The organism is Flavobacterium agrisoli (assembly GCF_016522065.1).
Lineage (GTDB): Bacteria > Bacteroidota > Bacteroidia > Flavobacteriales > Flavobacteriaceae > Flavobacterium > Flavobacterium agrisoli.
The window spans coordinates 974,788-994,546 of sequence record NZ_JAEHFV010000001.1; the positions used below are offsets into that span (position 1 = coordinate 974,788).

The 19,759-nt window shown below is 34.0% G+C and carries 20 protein-coding genes and 1 tRNA gene; 7 read left to right on the forward strand and 14 right to left on the reverse strand.

What is annotated here, in order from left to right; all coding sequences use genetic code 11:
• Positions 1–41: 41 nt before the first annotated feature.
• The 3 genes from rplI to rpsF form a co-directional block, all read right to left on the reverse strand.
• Entirely contained in the window at positions 42–479 is a 438-nt protein-coding gene (gene rplI, locus I5M07_RS04150) for a 50S ribosomal protein L9 (protein ID WP_200104931.1), read from the reverse strand.
• Between the two features lie 74 nt (positions 480–553).
• Positions 554–850 (reverse strand): 30S ribosomal protein S18, encoded by a 297-nt coding sequence (gene rpsR, locus I5M07_RS04155; protein ID WP_125017757.1) that lies wholly within the window; start codon positions 848–850, stop codon positions 554–556.
• A gap of 1 nt (position 851) precedes the next feature.
• Positions 852–1,196 carry a 30S ribosomal protein S6 gene (gene rpsF, locus I5M07_RS04160; protein WP_200104932.1) on the reverse strand — a complete coding sequence of 115 codons (345 nt, stop codon included), beginning with the start codon at positions 1,194–1,196 and terminating at the stop codon, positions 852–854.
• A 179-nt stretch (positions 1,197–1,375) separates the two neighbouring features.
• Between rpsF and I5M07_RS04165 the strand changes: the two genes are divergently transcribed.
• The gene (locus I5M07_RS04165) at positions 1,376–2,077 is read left to right on the forward strand and encodes a LytR/AlgR family response regulator transcription factor (RefSeq protein WP_200104933.1); all 702 of its coding nucleotides are present in this window, start codon (positions 1,376–1,378) and stop codon (positions 2,075–2,077) included.
• Between the two features lie 4 nt (positions 2,078–2,081).
• Here the strand turns inward: I5M07_RS04165 and priA are convergent, their stop codons facing one another.
• The 4 genes from priA to nadC all read right to left on the reverse strand — a co-directional run bounded on the left by priA (position 2,082) and on the right by nadC (position 7,000).
• The gene (gene priA, locus I5M07_RS04170; protein WP_200104934.1) at positions 2,082–4,532 is read right to left on the reverse strand and encodes a replication restart helicase PriA; all 2,451 of its coding nucleotides are present in this window, start codon (positions 4,530–4,532) and stop codon (positions 2,082–2,084) included.
• Between the two features lie 150 nt (positions 4,533–4,682).
• A complete protein-coding gene (locus I5M07_RS04175) occupies positions 4,683–5,114 on the reverse strand; it encodes a DUF2147 domain-containing protein (RefSeq protein ID WP_200104935.1) in 432 nt (143 codons plus the stop codon).
• Positions 5,115–5,201: 87 nt separating this feature from the next.
• Entirely contained in the window at positions 5,202–6,128 is a 927-nt protein-coding gene (locus I5M07_RS04180; protein ID WP_200104936.1) for a YihY/virulence factor BrkB family protein, read from the reverse strand.
• A 14-nt stretch (positions 6,129–6,142) separates the two neighbouring features.
• Entirely contained in the window at positions 6,143–7,000 is an 858-nt protein-coding gene (gene nadC, locus I5M07_RS04185; protein ID WP_200104937.1) for a carboxylating nicotinate-nucleotide diphosphorylase, read from the reverse strand.
• 290 nt (positions 7,001–7,290) lie between these two features.
• On the opposite strand from nadC, the gene I5M07_RS04190 reads away from it, so the two are divergent.
• The 6 genes from I5M07_RS04190 to I5M07_RS04215 all read left to right on the forward strand — a co-directional run bounded on the left by I5M07_RS04190 (position 7,291) and on the right by I5M07_RS04215 (position 13,327).
• Complete coding sequence (locus I5M07_RS04190) at positions 7,291–8,391, forward strand: DNA alkylation repair protein (RefSeq protein WP_200104938.1); 1,101 nt, start codon at positions 7,291–7,293, stop codon at positions 8,389–8,391.
• 56 nt (positions 8,392–8,447) lie between these two features.
• The gene (locus I5M07_RS04195) at positions 8,448–10,406 is read left to right on the forward strand and encodes a heavy metal translocating P-type ATPase (protein WP_200104939.1); all 1,959 of its coding nucleotides are present in this window, start codon (positions 8,448–8,450) and stop codon (positions 10,404–10,406) included.
• Positions 10,407–10,477: 71 nt separating this feature from the next.
• Positions 10,478–11,359, forward strand: coding sequence for a pirin family protein (locus I5M07_RS04200; RefSeq protein ID WP_200104940.1), 882 nt, complete (start codon positions 10,478–10,480; stop codon positions 11,357–11,359).
• A 3-nt stretch (positions 11,360–11,362) separates the two neighbouring features.
• Positions 11,363–11,758, forward strand: coding sequence for an OsmC family protein (locus I5M07_RS04205; protein WP_200104941.1), 396 nt, complete (start codon positions 11,363–11,365; stop codon positions 11,756–11,758).
• 2 nt (positions 11,759–11,760) lie between these two features.
• Positions 11,761–12,042 carry a GNAT family N-acetyltransferase gene (locus tag I5M07_RS04210; protein WP_200104942.1) on the forward strand — a complete coding sequence of 94 codons (282 nt, stop codon included), beginning with the start codon at positions 11,761–11,763 and terminating at the stop codon, positions 12,040–12,042.
• 109 nt (positions 12,043–12,151) lie between these two features.
• Entirely contained in the window at positions 12,152–13,327 is a 1,176-nt protein-coding gene (locus I5M07_RS04215) for an OprO/OprP family phosphate-selective porin (protein ID WP_233621935.1), read from the forward strand.
• Positions 13,328–13,445: 118 nt separating this feature from the next.
• On the opposite strand, the gene I5M07_RS04220 is transcribed toward I5M07_RS04215, so the two are convergent.
• The 7 genes from I5M07_RS04220 to I5M07_RS04250 all read right to left on the reverse strand — a co-directional run bounded on the left by I5M07_RS04220 (position 13,446) and on the right by I5M07_RS04250 (position 19,709).
• Positions 13,446–13,519 (reverse strand) — tRNA-His (locus I5M07_RS04220).
• Positions 13,520–13,595: 76 nt separating this feature from the next.
• Positions 13,596–14,312, reverse strand: a complete 717-nt coding sequence (gene bshB1 / locus I5M07_RS04225; protein ID WP_200104943.1) for a bacillithiol biosynthesis deacetylase BshB1 — start codon at positions 14,310–14,312, stop codon at positions 13,596–13,598.
• Positions 14,313–14,404: 92 nt separating this feature from the next.
• Entirely contained in the window at positions 14,405–15,475 is a 1,071-nt protein-coding gene (locus tag I5M07_RS04230; RefSeq protein ID WP_200104944.1) for an isochorismate synthase, read from the reverse strand.
• Positions 15,476–15,477: 2 nt separating this feature from the next.
• On the reverse strand, positions 15,478–15,912 hold the full coding sequence (locus I5M07_RS04235; RefSeq protein ID WP_200104945.1) for a PaaI family thioesterase: 435 nt from the start codon (positions 15,910–15,912) through the stop codon (positions 15,478–15,480).
• 215 nt (positions 15,913–16,127) lie between these two features.
• Entirely contained in the window at positions 16,128–17,600 is a 1,473-nt protein-coding gene (gene guaB, locus I5M07_RS04240) for an IMP dehydrogenase (protein ID WP_200104946.1), read from the reverse strand.
• A 211-nt stretch (positions 17,601–17,811) separates the two neighbouring features.
• Entirely contained in the window at positions 17,812–19,209 is a 1,398-nt protein-coding gene (locus I5M07_RS04245; RefSeq protein WP_200104947.1) for a DUF5723 family protein, read from the reverse strand.
• Complete coding sequence (locus I5M07_RS04250) at positions 19,206–19,709, reverse strand: hypothetical protein (RefSeq protein ID WP_233621936.1); 504 nt, start codon at positions 19,707–19,709, stop codon at positions 19,206–19,208. The genes I5M07_RS04245 and I5M07_RS04250 overlap by 4 nt, the downstream gene beginning before the upstream one ends.
• Positions 19,710–19,759: the final 50 nt, after the last annotated feature.

A 19,759-nucleotide genomic window follows, 5' to 3' on the forward strand; every position in this document is an offset into this window, starting at 1 on the left:
CGACAAAAATCGGGATTTCGTATTATAAATTAAAATTATTACTATTCAGCAACAATTTCGTAAGGCAATTCAACTACAACATCTCTGTGCAAACGTACAGAAGCAGTATATTTACCGATACGTTTAACAATTCCGCTTGTAATGAATTTTCTATCAATTTCTTGACCTCCATTTGCTAAAGCAGCAGCGATATCAATATTGGTAATAGAACCAAATAATTTTTCTCCACCTGCTTTTGCAGCAATTTTAATTTCGATAGATTTTAAAGCTTCAGCTAATTTCTTAGCATCGTCAATAATTTTAGCTTCTTTGTGTGCTCTTTGTTTTAAGTTTTCAGCTAATACTTTTTTTGCAGAAGGAGTTGCCAATTGTGCTAATCCTTGTGGAATTAAGTAATTACGACCATAACCATTTTTTACAGTTACGATATCTTCTTTAAAACCTAAGTTTTGAACGTCTTGTTTTAAAATAAGTTCCATGTTGTTGTCCTTTTATAGATTATTGAAGTTAGGTTTCTTTTAGAACAGAAAACCAACAACAGATTAATTTTTGATTATTTTAATAAATCGGCCACGTATGGCATTAAAGCTAAGTGACGCGCTCTTTTTACAGCTACAGAAACTTTTCTTTGGTATTTTAATGATGTTCCTGTTAAACGACGTGGAAGGATTTTTCCTTGCTCGTTAACAAATTTCAATAAGAAATCAGCATCTTTATAATCGATGTATTTGATTCCTGATTTTTTGAAACGACAATACTTTTTAGTTTTGTTAGTTTCTATGTTCAAAGGCGTTAAATATCTGATATCTCCGTCTTTTTTTCCTTTTGCAGATTGTTCTATTGATGCCATACTAATTAAGCTTTTGAGATTTAAGTTTTGCTCTTCTTCTTTCTGCCCAAGAAATAGCGTGTTTATCTAAACTTACAGTTAAGAAACGCATTACTCTCTCGTCACGTCTAAATTCAGTTTCAAAAGCTAGTAAAACTTCTCCTGATACTTTAAATTCAAATAAGTGATAAAAACCACTTTTTTTGTTTTGGATTTCGTAAGCCATTTTTTTAAGACCCCAATCCTCTTTAGCTACCATTTCAGCTCCTCTACTAGTAAGAAAATCTTCAAATTTGCTTACTGTTTCCTTTACCTGAACTTCAGATAAAACGGGATTTAAAATGAAAACAGTTTCATAATGATTCATAAACAATATATTTATTTGTTAAAATTGGGTGCAAAAGTAACGATTAATTTTAAATAAACAACTATCAAAACCAATTTATTCGATGAAGTGCAAAAAAAGGATTATTAATATTTCTAAATTAAAATATTAAAATGTATATTTACACTTAGTTACCCATTTTACTAGCTTAAATTAATCTTATGAAGTTAAATTGTGTCGTTGTAGATGATAGTTCTATACAAAGAACCATTATTGCAAAGCTTGTCAACAATCATACAAATTTACATTTAATAGGCGATTTTTCTAATGCAATCGAAGCTAAGAATTGTATTTCTTTAAACAATGTAGATTTAATATTTTTGGATATTGAGATGCCAGTAATTAATGGATTCGATTTCTTGGATGGTTTAAAAACGAAACCACAAATTATTTTTATAACTTCTAAAGCAGAATATGCTTTAAAAGCTTTTGATTATGACGCTACCGATTACCTGCAAAAACCCATTGCCATTGATAGGTTTAATGCATCGGTAAAACGCGCTATCGATTTATATGCGCTTCGCAACGAAACCAAAGAAGAGGAAGGCGAACACATTTTTATTAAAAGTAACCTTAAAAAATTAAAAATTTTTACTTCAAAAATCAAGTGGATAGAAGCCTATGGCGATTATGTTAGAGTCGTAACCGAAGACGATAGCAACTTGGTACTTTCTACCATGAAAGCTTTTGAAAAAGATTTATCTAAAGAAAAATTTATTCGCGTTCACAAGTCCTATATTATTAATATTGACAAAGTAGAACGCTTTAACAGTAAATTTGCCGAAATTGGAATTACAAAAATCCCACTAAGTCGCAACAAAAAAGAAGATTTAGTAAAAGCATTATCTAGCTCTTCTCATTAAATAATCAATAAAAATCAACGTTTGTTGTTACTTTAATAGAACGATAAACAGCTACCGCATCAAAACTATTCAATATTTTTTGAATAGTTTTTTTTGTTTCACCCAAGGCAAAATTTTGCGGAATCTTAATCATAATAGTCCGAATATATTCGTTGCGTATGCGACTAATAGCAGGTTCTTCGGGACCTAAAACAGGCATCGGTAAGGTTTGACTCATTACTTGATACAACCACATTGCACCTTCTTTTAACTTATCAAAATCGCGATGCTTAAGAGTTAGCTTAATTAATTTAAAATAAGGTGGATATTTGTAAATCTGTCTATCGTACAACTGCTCTTTGTACATCCCTAAATAATGATGATTTGTAACTTGCTGAATTGTATTGTGATTGGGGTTATAGGTTTGAATAACAACTTTCCCTTGCTTTTTAAACCGACCTGCTCTACCTGCAACTTGTGTCATCATTTGATAACTACGCTCGAAAGCCCTAAAATCGGGATGATATAACATCGTATCAGCATTCATTATTCCGACTAAATTTACGTTGTCAAAGTCCAAACCTTTGGCTAACATTTGAGTCCCAACCAAAATATCAATTTCACGATTTTTAAACTCGTCTATAATTTTTTCGTAGCCAAATTTTCCTCGAGTAGTATCTTGATCCATTCGCCCAATTTTGGCTGAAGGAAATAGGTTTTTAATTTCCAATTCAATTTGCTCGGTTCCAAATCCTTTTGTATTCAAATCAACACTCGAACACTGATGGCAATGAGAAGGTTTAGCCATACTGTAGCCACAATAATGACATCGCAATTGACTTTTGAATTTATGAAACGTTAAGCTTACATCGCATTGCGGACAATCGGGAACATGACCACATGTCATACATTCAATTATTGGCGCATAACCTCTTCGATTTTGAAACAAAATAACCTGCTCTCCTAACGATAACGTTTCTGTAATTTGTTCCAATAAAACGTCACTAAAGTGACCGGTCATTTTTTTCCGGAAATATTTATCTTTCAAATCAACCAAAAGAACCTCTGGCATCCTAACATTATTGTACCTTTCGGACAAAGTCACCAATCCGTATTTGTTGAGTTGGGTATTATAATACGATTCTAAACTCGGAGTTGCCGAACCCAATAAAACTTTAGCTTGATGCAAATTTGCTAAAACTACTGCCGCATCTCGTGCATGATATCGAGGCGCAGGATCTGACTGTTTAAAGGTTTGCTCGTGTTCTTCATCCACAATAATTAAACCTAAATCAGAAAACGGCAAGAAAAGTGCCGAACGCGCTCCTATGACAATTTGTGCTTTTTCAGCATTATGCAAAACTTGTTTCCAAACTTCAACTCGTTCGTTATTGCTATATTTCGAATGAAAAACGGCTACTTTTTCTCCAAAATAAAGCTGTAAACGATTTACCAATTGCACTGTTATAGCAATTTCGGGGAGCAAAAACAAAATTTGCTTTTCTTGTGATAAATACTCTTCGATAAGTTTTATATAAATTTCCGTTTTACCGCTAGAAGTTACGCCATGCAGCAAACTAACCGTTTTTTCTGAAAAGCTATTTTGTATTGCAGTAAAAGCCGATTCTTGCGCTTGACTCAATTGCAATGCTGAATCGTTTATTTTTCCTGAAAAATTTACCCGATCATGCTGAACATAATATTCTTCAAAAATTTGTTTGTCAATTAAAGCTTTAACAACAGCTGTGTTAGATTGCGAAAATTCGATTAACTTTTTAACTGTAATCGGCTTTTTTTCAGTAGCACTTAATTGAAAATAAGCCAAAACAATTTCTTTTTGTTTTTGAGCATTTTTAAGCATTTCTAACAAAATTGACAATCCTTCATTAGAATCAAATTGAGAATGCAACCTCACATAACGAATCAATTTTGGCTTGTACGCTTCTTTCATCTCTTGCTGCAAAACCAAAACGCCCGTATCAATAAGTTTTTGTAAAAGAGGTAAAACATTTTTTTTATTTACAATAGCCACAATGTCGCCAATTTTAAGAACATTTTGTTTTTGCAAAGCCTCATAAACAAGATATTCGTCATCGGATAAATCTTTAACCGAAAAATCAGCATTGTTTGTGCTCGTTATTACCGATTCACTTTCTAAAAGCAAAGCACTTGGAAAAGCATTGCGAAAAACATCACCAATTGCACACATATAATAAGTTGAAATCCATTGCCAATGCTCAATTTGAATAGCAGTTGCAATGGGTTTTTCATCTAGAATTTGATGAATTTCTTTCGCCTCGTAAAGGGTTGGTTCATTTTGATGCGTTTCGATTGCTAAAGCGGTGTATATTTTACTTTTACCAAAAGGCACCGCAATTCGCATTCCTTTTTTAATAAAATTAAATTCGGATTCGGAAACGCGATACGTAAAGGTTTTGGCTAATGAAAGTGGTAAAATTACTTCAACAAAAAACATGCTTTTAGTGCTAATTTGTAAATTTCAATGAGGTTTTATAAAGATAAAAGTCACCCATAAGATGACTGATATTTAATTTTGGATTATTATTTTGTCTATTATTTAACCCGATACAAAAAAAGATTAGAATTAAATAATTAATTAATCTATTTAATTTTTGACACGCTGCCAATATTGCGTTCTTCCCATTAATGAAAAGCCCACGTAGCCTCGCACTTTCAATTTATCGGCCGTTTCTAAAGTAATATAACATTTGTATTCTTTTCCGGAAGTAGGATCTAAAATAGTTCCCGAATTATATTCCGACCCATCCTTTTCTAAATCTTTAATAATTACCATTCCTAAAATAGGTCTGTTTTTATTAGCTCCAGTGCAGCCAACACAAACGTCGTTTTTATGGCCTTCACGCAAAATATCCATCACTTTTCCGTAAATTTTTCCCGATTTTTCGTATACTTCTACAATTGATTTAGCTACCCCAGTCTCATCGTCTATGGTTTTCCATTTCCCTATTACCGATTGGCTGTAAATAGCTGAAATTGTCATTAAAAACAAAGCGAATGTAAAGAAACCTTTTTTCATCATTTTTTTGTTTAAAAGTTAAAAATTATAAGAAGCAAACTTTATACCCAATTTCCTTTGAGCAATTGTTTTTTATAAATCGAAAAATTAAATGGTCTTGTTTTTTTGTTTCAATTTACTGATTGAAGCATTCAATTCAAAACCCAAGAGTAATATCATACAATTTATCCAAATGTAAAACATTAGAATTAATAATGTACCTATTGACCCATAAAGTTCGTTATATTTTGAAAATTTTATAACCCAAATTCCAAAAAAATAGGATGAAATTACCACCAAAATCGTGGTAAAAACTGCACCGATACTAAAAAAAGGAACTTTACGATATTGTTTGGTTCCGTAGCGAAGTAAAATAGAGGTTGTAATTAAAATCATTAAAACCACAAAAGCATACCTTCCTAAAATAATAAGTGGAATTTTATCGCTTAGTATATCCTGAACAATTGTTTTTTGAATAAAAACCTCGAAAACGACAATGGTAGCAACGGTTACCAGTAATAAAATGGAAAGAATTAAAGAAATAGCGAGCGCTACTAAATATTGATTTAAAAAACCCCTTTTGTCAAAAACATGCTTAGAAGACTGAAAACCTCCTAAAGTGCCATTTACCCCATTTGCCATTAAAAAAATGGAAAGCAAAAAACCCGACGACAGCAACCCTGAATGACTATTATTTAAAATATCATTGATTATTTTTTCGATGGCATCAAAGGTGTTAGGAGGAACACCTTGCTGAACAAAGCGCAAAAAATCTTCTTGAAATCCTTGAATTGGTATGTACGGAATTAAGTTTAAAATAAACAATGCGAAAGGAAAAAGCGCCATGAAAAAACTAAACGCAACCGCACTAGCATGGTACGAAAAAGCACCCTCCAGAATTCCTTTGCCATACATTTCGATCAAGTCGTACAAAGAAAATCCGTTGAGCCAGGGCAATTTAATTTTTTTTAGAAAACGAACTAACGAACGCACTACCGGTATGCTTTCTAGTTGTTTTTCAATTTTTTCAGACATACGCTATCTCAACTTTATATTGCTTTCAGACTTAAATCCATATTGTAAACAGAGTGAGTTAATGCTCCTGACGAAATATAATCAACGCCGCACAAAGCATATTCTTTAATGGTTTTTTCGTTGATATTTCCCGATGATTCGGTTTGACATTTGTTGCCAATTAACGCCACAGCTGTTTTGGTATCTTCGTAATTAAAATTATCAATCAAAATACGGTGCACCCCATTTGATTGTAAAATTTCTCGGATTTCATCTAGCGTACGCGCTTCGACAATTATTTTTAGATCTAAATTATGTTCTTTTAAATAAGCTTTTGTTTTAGCAATGGCCAATGTAATTCCGCCAGCAAAATCAATATGATTGTCTTTAAGCATTATCATATCGTAAAGTGCAAATCGATGATTTTCGCCACCTCCGATTTTTACAGCCCATTTTTCGCAAACTCTAAAATTGGGAGTCGTTTTGCGGGTATCTAAAATTTTTGTTTTGGTACCTTCAAGTAATTTCGCGTATTCATTGGTTTTAGTTGCAATAGCCGACATTCGCTGCATCGAATTCAAAAGCACTCTTTCGGCTTTCAAAATAGATTGAGAACTTCCTGAAACTTCAAAAACCACGTCTCCAAATTGCACCGCAGTTCCGTCATTGATAAAAATTTCCATTTTTAAATTCGGATCAACATACTGCAAAATCATTTGAGCAAAATCTACACCGGCAATAATTCCTTGATCTTTAACTAATAATTTTGCTTTACCCGTTGCCGAGGCAGGAATACAGGCCAAAGAACTATAATCGCCTGGACCAACATCTTCGCGAATAGCATTAAAAATAAGAGTTTGAATTTCGTTTTGAAACTGAATATCATTAATCATTAGTACACAAATTTTTCATTATGCTAAAGTAAGATATATTTCAGCTAATTTAAAATATAAAGCAGTTTATGCTTTTCAAATTTGGAAAATTTTATAAGTTTTTTCTCAAAATTTAACTTTTCAAACCGCTGTTAATCAATGAATTTTCTTACCTTTATAAATATAAAAAAGTATACAGACAAATTTAATAAATACTACTCAACCCTACGTGCTACATAAATCTTGTAGCACGTTTTTTTTATCAACTTTTCCTGGGTAAATTTGAGGACAAATACAAATAAAAACCTAGTATGGCACTCATTAAAGATATTTACTCCGATGCTTTTTATATTGATTTTGCACAATGTCTATCGAAATCAGTGCCCAATTTGGATCAAAAGAAATTTGTTAATCACTTTACAAACCCCGATTTCAAAGCGAAAGAATGGAAAGAGCGAATGTTATATACTACCAGTATTTTCCATCAATTTTTACCAAAAAATTTCACCGAAGCAGTTGCTATTATAGAAACCACTATAATTGAAGTAAAACAAAGTCCATGTGGAAAAAACACCTTAGCATTTATGTTTTTTCCCGATTATATCGAAAAATACGGTCAAAATGATTTTGATGTCGCGGTAAAAGCCTTTGAAAACATTACGCAATTTATTAGTTGTGAATTTGCCGTACGCCCATTCATTTTGAAATATCCCGAAAAAATGATTGCCGAAATGATAAAGTGGTCCTTACACGAAAATCACCATGTTCGCCGATTAGCAAGTGAAGGCTCGCGACCCCGTTTACCTTGGGCTATGGCGCTTCCTTTTTTAAAAAAAGATCCTCGTTCTATTTTACCTATTTTAGAAAATCTAAAAAACGACAGTTCTGAATATGTTCGTAAAAGTGTTGCCAATAATTTAAACGATATTTCAAAAGACAATCCCGAAATTGTATTGGAAATCGCTCAAAAATGGCACAATTTCAGTCCACAAACCAATGCCATAATTAAACATGGGTGTCGAACACTTTTAAAGCAAGGTGACCCAAAAATTTTGTCGCATTATGAATTGGACACCAAAAATATAGCATTATCTTTTTTTGAAATTGACACACCTCTTGTTAAAATTGGTGATTCGTTACAATTTCAATTCACAATAGAAAATTTAAGCGCAACATCTAAAACAATTCGGTTAGAATATGCTATATACTACCAAAAATCAAAAGGGCATTTGGCTAAAAAAGTCTTCAAAATTAGTGAACGAACTTTTGTTCCGAATCAAATTCAAAAGTTTGTCCGTAAACAATCTTTTAAAATAATTACAACGCGCGTTTTTCATCCAGGATTGCATCAACTGAGCATTATCATTAACGGAAAGGAAAATGAAGTTTTGAATTTCGAATTAATCCGTTGATTTAGTTAGGGTATTATTTTGTAAATTAAGGACTCATTTCCAAAACAAAATAAAATATGAGTCAACATAATCATCAAAATTCATCAACTAAAAACACAGAAGGATGCTGCTCTCATGATCATGAAAACGCTCATTTTGAAGAAAACAGCCCTACCAAATTCCGTATTTTTCTTCCTGCCCTACTCACATTTTTACTTTTAATTACCGGAATTATTTGGGATAATTACACTAACCCAAATTGGTTTCAAAATGAAATTCGTTTCATTTGGTATTTAAGTGCTTTTCTACCTGTTGGATTTCCAGTAGTTAAAGAAGCGTTTGAGAGTGCTCGTAATGGTGAGTTATTTTCAGAATTTTTCTTGATGAGCATTGCTACAATTGGTGCTTTTGTAATTGGCGAATATCCCGAAGGAGTTGCTGTTATGTTATTTTATACCTTGGGCGAAAACCTTCAAAATATAGCAGTTAACAAAGCCAAAACCAACATTAAAAACTTACTCGATCAACGTCCTGATGAAGTTACTGTACTAGAAAACAGTATTCCCAAAAAGGTAGCCGCAGCTAACGTATCTATCGGTTCTATTATCGAGCTTCGTGCGGGCGAAAAAGCTGCATTAGATGGCGTTCTTCTATCCGAAAAAGCTTCTTTTAACACTGCCGCTTTAACTGGCGAAAGTACTCCGGATACCAAACATCAAAACGAAACTGTTTTGGCCGGAATGATTAATTTGAATACCGTAGTTCAAATAAAAGTTACCAACGTTTACTCGGATAGTAAGTTGTCTAAAATTTTAGAATTAGTACAAGAGGCAACCTCAAAAAAAGCACCAACCGAATTATTTATTCGCAAATTCGCTAAAATTTACACACCAATTGTAACCGTTTTGGCAGTTCTAATTTGCCTCCTTCCCTACTTTTTTATTGAAGATTATATTTTTAAAGATTGGCTTTATCGAGCGTTGGTTTTCCTGGTAATTTCATGTCCTTGTGCCTTGGTAATTTCTATTCCGTTGGGTTACTTTGGCGGAATTGGAGCCGCGAGCAAAAATGGTATTTTATTTAAAGGTGCCGTTTTTTTAGATGCAATGGCCAACCTCAATACAGTTGTATTGGATAAAACAGGAACGCTCACCAAAGGCTTATTTAAAGTCCAAAAAGTAGTTCCTGTAAATACCTCCGAAACCGAATTAATTCAGTATACTGCGGCTTTAGAAACACAATCCACTCATCCTGTTGCTTCGGCTATAGTTGCTTTTGCTAAAGAAAAAGTTCCGCAAATTACGGCTAGCGGAATAGAAGAAATTGCTGGACATGGTCTTAAAGGAATCGTAAATGGACAAACAGTTCTTGTTGGAAACACCAAGCTTTTACAAAAATTCAATATTACCTATGATAAAACTTTAGATGATATTCCGTATACCTTAATTGTCGTAGCTATCAACAATCAATTTTCTGGATATTTTGTAATTGCAGACGAACTAAAAGAAGATGCGAAAACAACCATACAACAGCTAACCAAACAAAACATTGCTGCTGTAGTTTTATCTGGCGATAAAGAAAAAGTCGTTAATGCCGTTGCAAAAGAATTGGGAATTTTGAAAGCTTACGGCAATTTATTACCCGAAGATAAAGTCGATAAAGTAAATGAATTAAAAAAACAAAACCTTAAAATTGCCTTTGTGGGAGATGGAGTGAATGATGCGCCTGTTATTGCATTAGCCGATGTTGGCATAGCAATGGGCGGTTTAGGAAGTGATGCAGCCATTCAAACCGCTGATGTGGTCATTCAAAATGATCAACTTCATAAAATCAGTACAGCTATTCAAATTGCTAAAAAAACCAAACAAATTGTTTGGCAAAATATTGCAATGGCTTTTGTAGTTAAATTCATAGTATTAGCATTAGGAGCCGGCGGTTTGGCCACCATGTGGGAAGCTGTTTTTGCCGATGTGGGTGTCGCATTTTTAGCCATTTTAAACGCAATCCGAATTCAGAAAAGCAACTTTAACACCTAATTTTCTTAACCTAGATTAACCTGAAAACAACCCATACAGCTTTACATTTGAAAAATTAAAAACCATAAACTATGTCTAATATCAATTTAATAATAGAAGAAAAAGCAGCCAATATCGGCAATTTTCTAGTAGGCCGTTTGTTACCCTTTCGGGAAAAAAGAGCCGTTGGTCCATTTGTCTTTATTGATCATATGGGACCAGCCTGTTTAAAAGAATACGAAAATTTAGATGTTCCTCCTCATCCACATATTGGTTTATCTACGTTAACTTATTTATTCGAAGGCAGCATTTTACATCGCGATAGTTTGGGTACAGAACTCGAAATAAAACCCGGTGCTGTAAATTGGATGACAGCCGGAAAAGGCATTGTACATTCCGAACGCACTCCCGAATACCTTCGCACTTCAGAAAAAATGTTACACGGATTACAAATTTGGGTGGCACTACCGAAAGAATTAGAAGAAATGGAACCTCATTTTACACATATTGAAGCCAATGCAATTCCGCAATGGGAAGAAGATGATGTAACTTATAAAGTCATTGCTGGAACTGCTTTAGGTAAAAAATCTCCTGTACCTGTTCATAGTGATTTGTATTTTATCGAAATAAAAAGTTCAAAAGACAAAACCATTTCTATTGGAAATCAATTATACGGCGAAAGTGGTTTGTATATTTTAGAAGGAAGTATCACCAGCAACAATCAAGTTTTTGGTCCCAAACAAATTTTGATTACGAACGACAGTAGTTTGTGTGAATTTGAAATAAATGCGAATTCGACTATTTATATTTTTGGAGGAACTCCTTTTCCTGAAGAACATTTTATTTATTGGAATTTTGTTTCTTCTGATAAAAATCGGATTGAAAAAGCAAAACAAGATTGGGAAGCACAACTTTTTCCTAAAGTGCCCAACGAAACCGAATTTGTGCCTTTACCTAAACCTTTTAAAAAATAATGTATGGAAACCATCTCGGCACACATCGGTCTTAGTAATTACAAAACCACCATTCGCTCAACAAGCGGCAACACTTTAATTGCCGATGAACCCGAAGAACTTGGAGGAGAAAATTTAGGTTTTTCGCCTAGTGAGTTACTCGCTTCTGCCCTAGCCTCTTGCACTGCTATAACACTTCGGATGTATGCGCAACGTAAAGAATGGAATTTAGTCGATGTCATTGTAGAAGCCAATTTAGTAAAAGAAGAAGATGAAACAACTCGCTTTCAACTTAATATTAAATTATTTGGTGATTTAGATGCAGCTCAAAGACAATGCTTATTTGATATTTCAAAAAAATGTCCGATACACAAAATACTCTTAAATCAAATAAAAATCGAAAACAAATTAGAATCATAGTTATGGAAATTCAACAAATCAACGATGTTAAAAACGGCTATTTCAAAGCTGTTGAATCAAATCAAGAAGCAGGAAAAATGACCTATACCTGGGCAGGAGAAGATAAATTTATAATTGACCACACCGAAGTGAAGGAAAGTTTTAACGGACAAGGTGTGGGGAAAAAATTGGTTATAGCGGCGGTAGAATTTGCAAAAAGCAATAATTTAAAAATTATTCCGCTTTGTCCTTTTGCTAAAGGATATTTTGACAAACATCCTGCGTTACAAGATATTTTATTTTAAGTAAACACAATTAATCTCTTTTTTACAGGAAAATCTACTATTATTTAATAAATAATTAAATTTGAACTTGATAGCTTACTCCGTTAATGGTTTCAAATTCCTAATTTGTATGTTTAAATATTTTAGATTAGTCCACCATATTATTATTAGTCAAAAGAAACAAATTTTTTGTATTCTTTTACTTTCTTTAAGTGTCCTTTCGCATTCGCAAGAATTTAAAAAAGACACCACGAAACTAATGAAAGTGAGTTATGGTAAAAAAGGGATTGAATTGCAAACCAAGGATAATAAATTTCTTTTTCAACTACAAAGCAGATTACAATTTCGTTTTTCAACGCCATATGATGTAGATCCACTTACTTATGACGACTACAATCAAATTAAACAAACTACTTTTAAAATTAACAGAGCGCGATTAAAAGTAGGCGGACATGCCTTTGAACCTTGGTTGAAATATTATTGGGAATACGAATTGAGCCAATCGAATTTGCTCGATTTTAGAATCATGATAGAAAAATGGGATTGGTTGAGTTTTAAAGTTGGCCAATGGAAAACCGAGTTTACCCGGGAACGTTTTATAAGCAGTGGCGAACAGCAAATGGTAGAACGATCAATATTAAACCGACCCTTTACTGTTGACAGACAATTAGGAGTTGAAATTTATGGTCATTTGAAAGGAAAAGGCATTGCCGATTTCAACTATTGGTTTGCGGCTTTAACAGGAACTGGTAGAGGAAGTTCCAAAAATGATGACAACCACTTAATGTATTTTGGGAGAGCGCAATGGAATTTTTTAGGTAGACCACTTGATTTTGAAGGTGGCGACTTAGAATTTCATGAAAAACCAACTGCAATTATAGCCTTATCAGGAATTACAAACCGTAGTCCTTATACTCGTTTTTCACAATCCGGAGGTGGTTCACTTGAAGGTTTTGAAGAACAAAATGTAGGACAATATAGAGTAAATCAGTACAATTTAGAAACTGCTTTTATGTATCGGGGTATTTCTTGGCAAACCGAATGGCATCATAAAAATATTATCGACAAATACAATAACGACCAATTAACACAGCTAACAGGCTATTATATACAAGCGGGTTATTTTTTTCATAACATTTTGTCATGGGTACCGGAACACCTCGAAATTGCCGGAAGACATGGTGTATATCGACCTGATAAAACATTGGAAGAAAATCTTCAAACAGAATCTTCCCTCGCTTTTAATTATTTCTTTAAAGGGCATAAAAACAAATTAACCGCAGAAGTTAGCCATTTTGATTCGTAAGATGTAACACTACCTTACGCTGATGGTTGGCGTTTTAGGATACAATGGGATATTTCGCTTTAACTATTAAGCTCTATTAACAAAAAAAGCCTTGAATTTCTTCAAGGCTTTAATTCTGGGTGGCTGACCGGGTTCGAACCGGCGACCCGCGGCACCACAAACCGCTACTCTAACCAGCTGAGCTACAACCACCATTTTGCTTAGCGGTTGCAAATATACAACTAATGTTTACTTCCGCAAATAAAAAATCGAAAAAAAACATACTTTTTTAAATCAAATCTGCTAAACTATTGACCGCCAAATACCTCTCTACAGTAAAACCTTCAGCAAAATCGACTCCAACCAATCGACCAAAGTCTTTAGCTCGATAATTTAAACTCTCTAAAAAGTTTTTACTCGTAATAGGCGTAGCGGGTTCATTCGAATATTCATTATAAAATTGTGTTTTATATGCTAAAACCGAATCGATTTTTTTATCCTCAAAACCGGTAATATCCACAACAAAATCAGGTTCTATATTTTTCCATTGAATATAATGATACACTACTTTGGGGCGCCAATGCAATTGTTTTTCACCGTTTAATTCGGTTTCAATTTTCCTTAAACCCGATAAAAAACAAGCATCCGAAACCAATTTACTTGCTCTACCATGATCAATATGTCGATCGTCAATAGCATTACATAAGACAATTTCGGGTTGGTATTTACGAATCATCTTGATGACTTCGAGTTGGTGCTTTTCATCATTAATAAAAAAACCATCACGCATGCGTAAGTTTTCTCTAACTTGAACACCCAATATTTTTGCCGCTGCTGCCGCTTCTTCATCTCGAATTTCAGCAGAACCACGAGTTCCTAATTCACCACGAGTTAAGTCTACAATACCTACTTTTTTACCTAAAGAAACTTCTTTTAAAATAGTTCCCGCACAACCTAATTCTACATCGTCTGGGTGAGCTCCAAAGGCTAAAATATCTAGTTTCATTTGTTTAATTTTTATCATTTAATTTAATTGGTCGGAAAATTTCAAAAAGAGCTATCGTTTTATAAACCCTATATTCTTCTTTCTTCCTTCTTTTATCTATTTCCCAATCCCCTTTTCATTGTTTGTGATTTATTGACACTTTCCTCCCATTCCTTTTCTGGAATACTATCTTGCGTGATGCCACAGCCCATATATAATTTGGCTTGATTTTCTTGAATTTGCATACAGCGTAAATTAACAAATAAATCCGAGCCGTTGGTTTTCTTTTCAAAATTAGTATTCAATTCACCTAAAAAACCACTGTAAAAAGTCCGATTATAGGGTTCTTTATCCAAAATAAATTCCATTGCTTTTTTCTTTGGCAAACCACAAACGGCGGGTGTAGGATGTAATAAATCCAAAATATCTTTTATACTTGAATTCGAATTCATTTTGCCCGAAATATCGGTTTTTATATGCCAAATGGCACCCGCTTTTAAACTATACGGCTGGCTTACCACAACATCGGTTGCTACTTTTTTTAATTTCTTTAAAATAAAATCCGTCACATACTGCTGCTCTTCTTTTTCTTTTTGTTGCCAAACAATTTCCGAATCCAAACCAGCCTCTTTTTGTGTTCCGGCTAGTGCCGTTGTTTCAAAAGTATGCTGATTTACTTGTAACAATTGTTCCGGTGTTGCACCCATCCAAAAGCCAATTTCTGGATGAAAAAAGCAATAAACAAATGTAGATTGGTATAGCGAAAGTAAATCCTCAAAAAAGCTAATAAAATCAAAATTCGGAAGTTCAATTACTTCTTCTCGGGATAAAACAACCTTTTTAAATTCTCCTTTTTTTATAGCTTCAATTCCGGACTGAACCAAATTTTCAAAATTTGCTTGAGTTTCCTTTTCATATAAAACAGGTAATTGTTGCGTTGATGAAATTGATTTACACTCAAAAGTAGTTTGAATTATTTCGGATAAACTTTGGGGGATTAAAAAAGCTTGACTCCCATCAAAAGAAGCAAAAACGAATCCTTTTTCAGTAAAATCTTCCACTTTACACAATGTAGCATTGGATTGTAAAAGAGCAAAAACGGATTCAGAACTGGGCTTGCTGTACATCACAAAAGGCAAATTTTGACTTTTATGTTGTTTAATTTTATCAAAAAAATGTATCATCCTTACCTATTGTTTTTCTTTTTATCCAAAACGATATTGGTAAGTTTACAAAGTGAAATAAGGTTATCGGCTTCGTCTGTAATTTTAATTTCCCACAAATGCAAAGTTCTTCCTTTGTGAATAAGCTTGGCTGTGCCAAAAACAAAACCTTCGCGTATACTTTTTAAATGATTGGCCGAAATTTCGATGCCGCGCACTTCAAATTCTTCAGGATTAACAAAAAAGTAAGACGCCATACTCCCTACGCTCTCAGCCAAAGCCACAGATGCACCGCCATGTAACAGCCCCATTGGTTGATGAACGCTAGTATTTACAGGCATTTTGGCTTTTAAAAAATCAGATCCAGCATCGATATATTCAATTTGTAAGGTTTGCATTAAAGTATTTTGAGATACTTTTTGACAAAGCTGCAAAATCTCCTCTTTATTCAAATTCATTTTTATTTTTTTAGATTCGTAAAATTACTAAAAGATTACCGACCAAACTCTAAAGGATTTTCTAAAATTAAAAAGATCCTCAAACACAATGTTTTCTTCAAACACTTTTACGCTTCGGAACACAATACTATTTCAAAAAAAGAAACTTGATTATAAAAAAAAGCCCTCAAAAGAAGGTAACTCTTGAGGGTTTATTTTTTATTTACTGAAAAAAATTATCTAGAATAATTAGGAGCTTCTTTCGTGATAGTTACGTTATGTGGGTGGCTCTCGGTAATTCCGCTTGAAGTAATACGAACAAAACGCCCGTTTTCTTTCAACGTTTCGATATCCTTAGCACCGCAATATCCCATTCCTGCGCGTAAACCTCCTATAAATTGCAACATACTTTCGTTCAATTCGCCTTTGTATGGTACACGTCCTACAATTCCTTCTGGAACTAATTTTTTAACATCATCTTCCACATCTTGAAAATAACGGTCTTTAGAACCACCTTGCATGGCTTCCACAGAACCCATTCCACGGTAAGACTTAAATTTTCTTCCTTCAAAAATGATGGTCTCTCCTGGCGACTCTTTGGTACCTGCTAATAAAGAACCCAACATCACACAATCGGCACCTGCTGCAATAGCTTTTGGAATATCACCGGTATAACGAATTCCACCATCAGCAATAACTGGAATTCCAGTATCTTTAAGCGCAGAAGCCACTTCTAAAACCGCCGAAAACTGAGGAAATCCAACACCTGCCACGATACGTGTCGTACAAATAGACCCAGGCCCAATTCCTACTTTTACACCATCTGCACCGTTAGCAACCAAATATTTTGCTGCTTCTGGAGTAGCAATATTTCCCACGATTACATCAATAGAAGGAAATTTAGCTTTCACTTCTTTTAAAACATTTACAACGCCTTCGGTATGACCGTGAGCTGTATCAATGATCACCGCATCAACCCCAGCATTTACTAATGCTTCTGCTCTTTGAACAGCATCTCCCGTAACACCAATTGCAGCTGCCACACGCAAACGCCCGTAAATATCTTTATTGGCTATTGGTTTTTGTGTTAATTTGGTAATATCTCTAAAAGTAATCAGTCCTACCAATTCGTTAGCACTGTTTACTACTGGTAATTTTTCAATTTTATGCCCTTGCAAAACCACTTCAGCTTGTTCTAAAGAAGTTCCTTCGGCCACGGTAACTAAATTTTCGCTGGTCATAACCTCCGAAATAGCTCTTCCGCCGTTTTTCTCGAAACGCAAATCACGATTGGTTACAATTCCTTTTAAGATTTTATTTTCATCAACAATCGGGATTCCGCCAATTCCAAATTCTTTCATTGCGTTTTTAGCATCTGCAACGGTAGAATTCATAGGTAACGTAACCGGATCCAAAATCATTCCTGACTCTGCTCTTTTTACCTTGCGAACTTTGGCCGCTTGTTGCTCAATAGTCATATTTTTATGTAAAACACCTATTCCTCCTTCTTGAGCCATAGCAATAGCCATAGCGCTTTCGGTAACTGTATCCATTGCTGCAGATACAATAGGAACATTTAAAGTGATGTTTTTTGAAAATTTTGATTGGATACTTACTTCGCGAGGAAGCACATTCGAATAGTTGGGAACTAATAATACATCATCGTAAGTTAATCCTTCGCCGATAATCTTGGTGTTGTGTGCTATCATGGTGCAATTTCTAGTTGAATTGCGTGCAAATATAGTGAATATATTAAAAACTTGTATGTTTTTAAGACCAGAAATTAAGATTTGATAATTGATTATAGTAAAATTCCGATTTTAAAACTCCTCCTCTATATAATTATTTTAGTACGCTACTTTGAATAATCCAGCAAGAAACAAGTTTTATAAAGTTACCAATCGAAGACCGTACAATCTTTCAATCAAAATAACGGGTCTTTTGAGGAATAATAAAATTAAGTCCCAACTGAAAAGACAAGCTATTGGCTTTGGATACATCTCGATATTCTAACACATTATCGACCATTGTATAAAAGTTCAACGCACCCAAATTTGCCGAAAGTCCAAACCCAATATTGGATTTCGAAAATGTATCCAGCGTGTAAGTAGCCTTTACTTGCAAAGCCTCGAAAAGAGAACGTTGGTAATATGCTGTTGCGGCCAAAAAAGGATTTTTAGGCATACTCATAGCAAACAATTGCAAACCAATAGCGTTTTGATACTTGTTTTCGGAAGTGGTACAATTACAATTTTGAGATTGAGGCTTTCCGAAAGAATATTGCGCCGAAGCATTCCATTTTACAGATCGCCATGTTGTAAACTTGGTATACAATGTATCTCTTGGTATCGCTTCTTCAAAGGACTTGATAACATTATCGGGATCGTCATTTGGAATAAAATTAGGATTTATTCCTTCGTATTTGTAATACCCTTTATAAGTATACGTTGCCAAATCTTTAGTGTGCCGAATAAATCCAACATCTAAAATACTTGCCGTAACTTGCCATTCTGGTTTAGGATAATAGGTTGCTCCCAAATCAAAACCGATGCCTAAGTTGCCTTTAAAAAAAGTATTTTGAGCCAAATCGATACCTATTTTTCCATTGTAATCATCTTCTAAAAATTGGGATACATTTGAAGTTTGGACTTCTAAATTAGACGAAATAATTTGATTATACACCGTAGTATCATCATAATCTGTATAAATATAACCTGAATTGCGAGTAGAATTAATAGTAAAACCACTTGAATAAATTTTAGCTCTTCCGCCAATTAGGAGTTGATTCGAAACCTTTTTATGATAGCCAATATGCCAAACCGAAAGCAAATCAGATTTAAAATTAATATCATTCAACCGAAACGATTTTCCCATGTAATTTTGATTTCCTTCTAAAGCTAAAATCGCTGGATCTTTTGGTATGTAACTCAACACATTAAACTCTTGATACAATCCAAAAGACAAATAACTATTACTTTGCCAATCGCCTAATTTAATTCCGGCACTAAAAACCTCCAATTGTTGGTTTACTAGAATTTTATCTTTTGGAGAACTCAAAAAGATTGCATTTCGAAGTTTCTCGTTAAAATTGGTATTGTTTTTAGCAAACAAATCATAAGCCGAAACGCTATTACTACCTGCTTGTGCCGAAATTCCAGATAACAAAGGAATTCCCACATACCATTCGTAACTTACATCGCTACCCGGATTTGATAACAAGGTTTGCGGAATTCCAGCAAAATTATACAGCACTTGTTTATTTTGCGCATGGCTTTTTAAAGCTAGAAAACAAATTATGAAATAGAATACTTTTTTCATTCTATTTCTAAATAAATGGTAGCACTCGAACGTAATTGGATACTTCCCACACTATCTGTAGTTAATGGCGATCCTGCTGCCATTTTTACAATAAATCCCACTTGAGCCATTTGCTGTAGGGCTTCGAGTCGTTCTCCTTCAAAAACTACTGTTTGATTTACAGTAACGGTAGTTCCGTTAGAAGCTGCTACACTTAGTCTGATGGTATCTATCGGAATATTGTTTTCATTCAACAATAATAAATCTACCGAAAAAGCCCTTGAAATCGAGTTTTCGACTTCGAAATTCAAAACTGTTTTTTTAAGATTTTTTCTAAAAAAAGCATCCCGAAACGGACTAAAATCCTCTACATCAATAGCAACTCCCCCATCAATATTATTTTCGATAAAAGCCGAAACAGGAATGTTAAAGTAAGTTAAGTTCGCTACGAAAACTGGTGTTAATTTCAAGTCGTTTGCTTGGTCAAAGTCCAATTCACTCGAGCAAGAGATAGCGCTCAAAAGAAAAATTAAAAATATCCAGCCGTTTTTTAAAAGTTTGTACTTTTTTA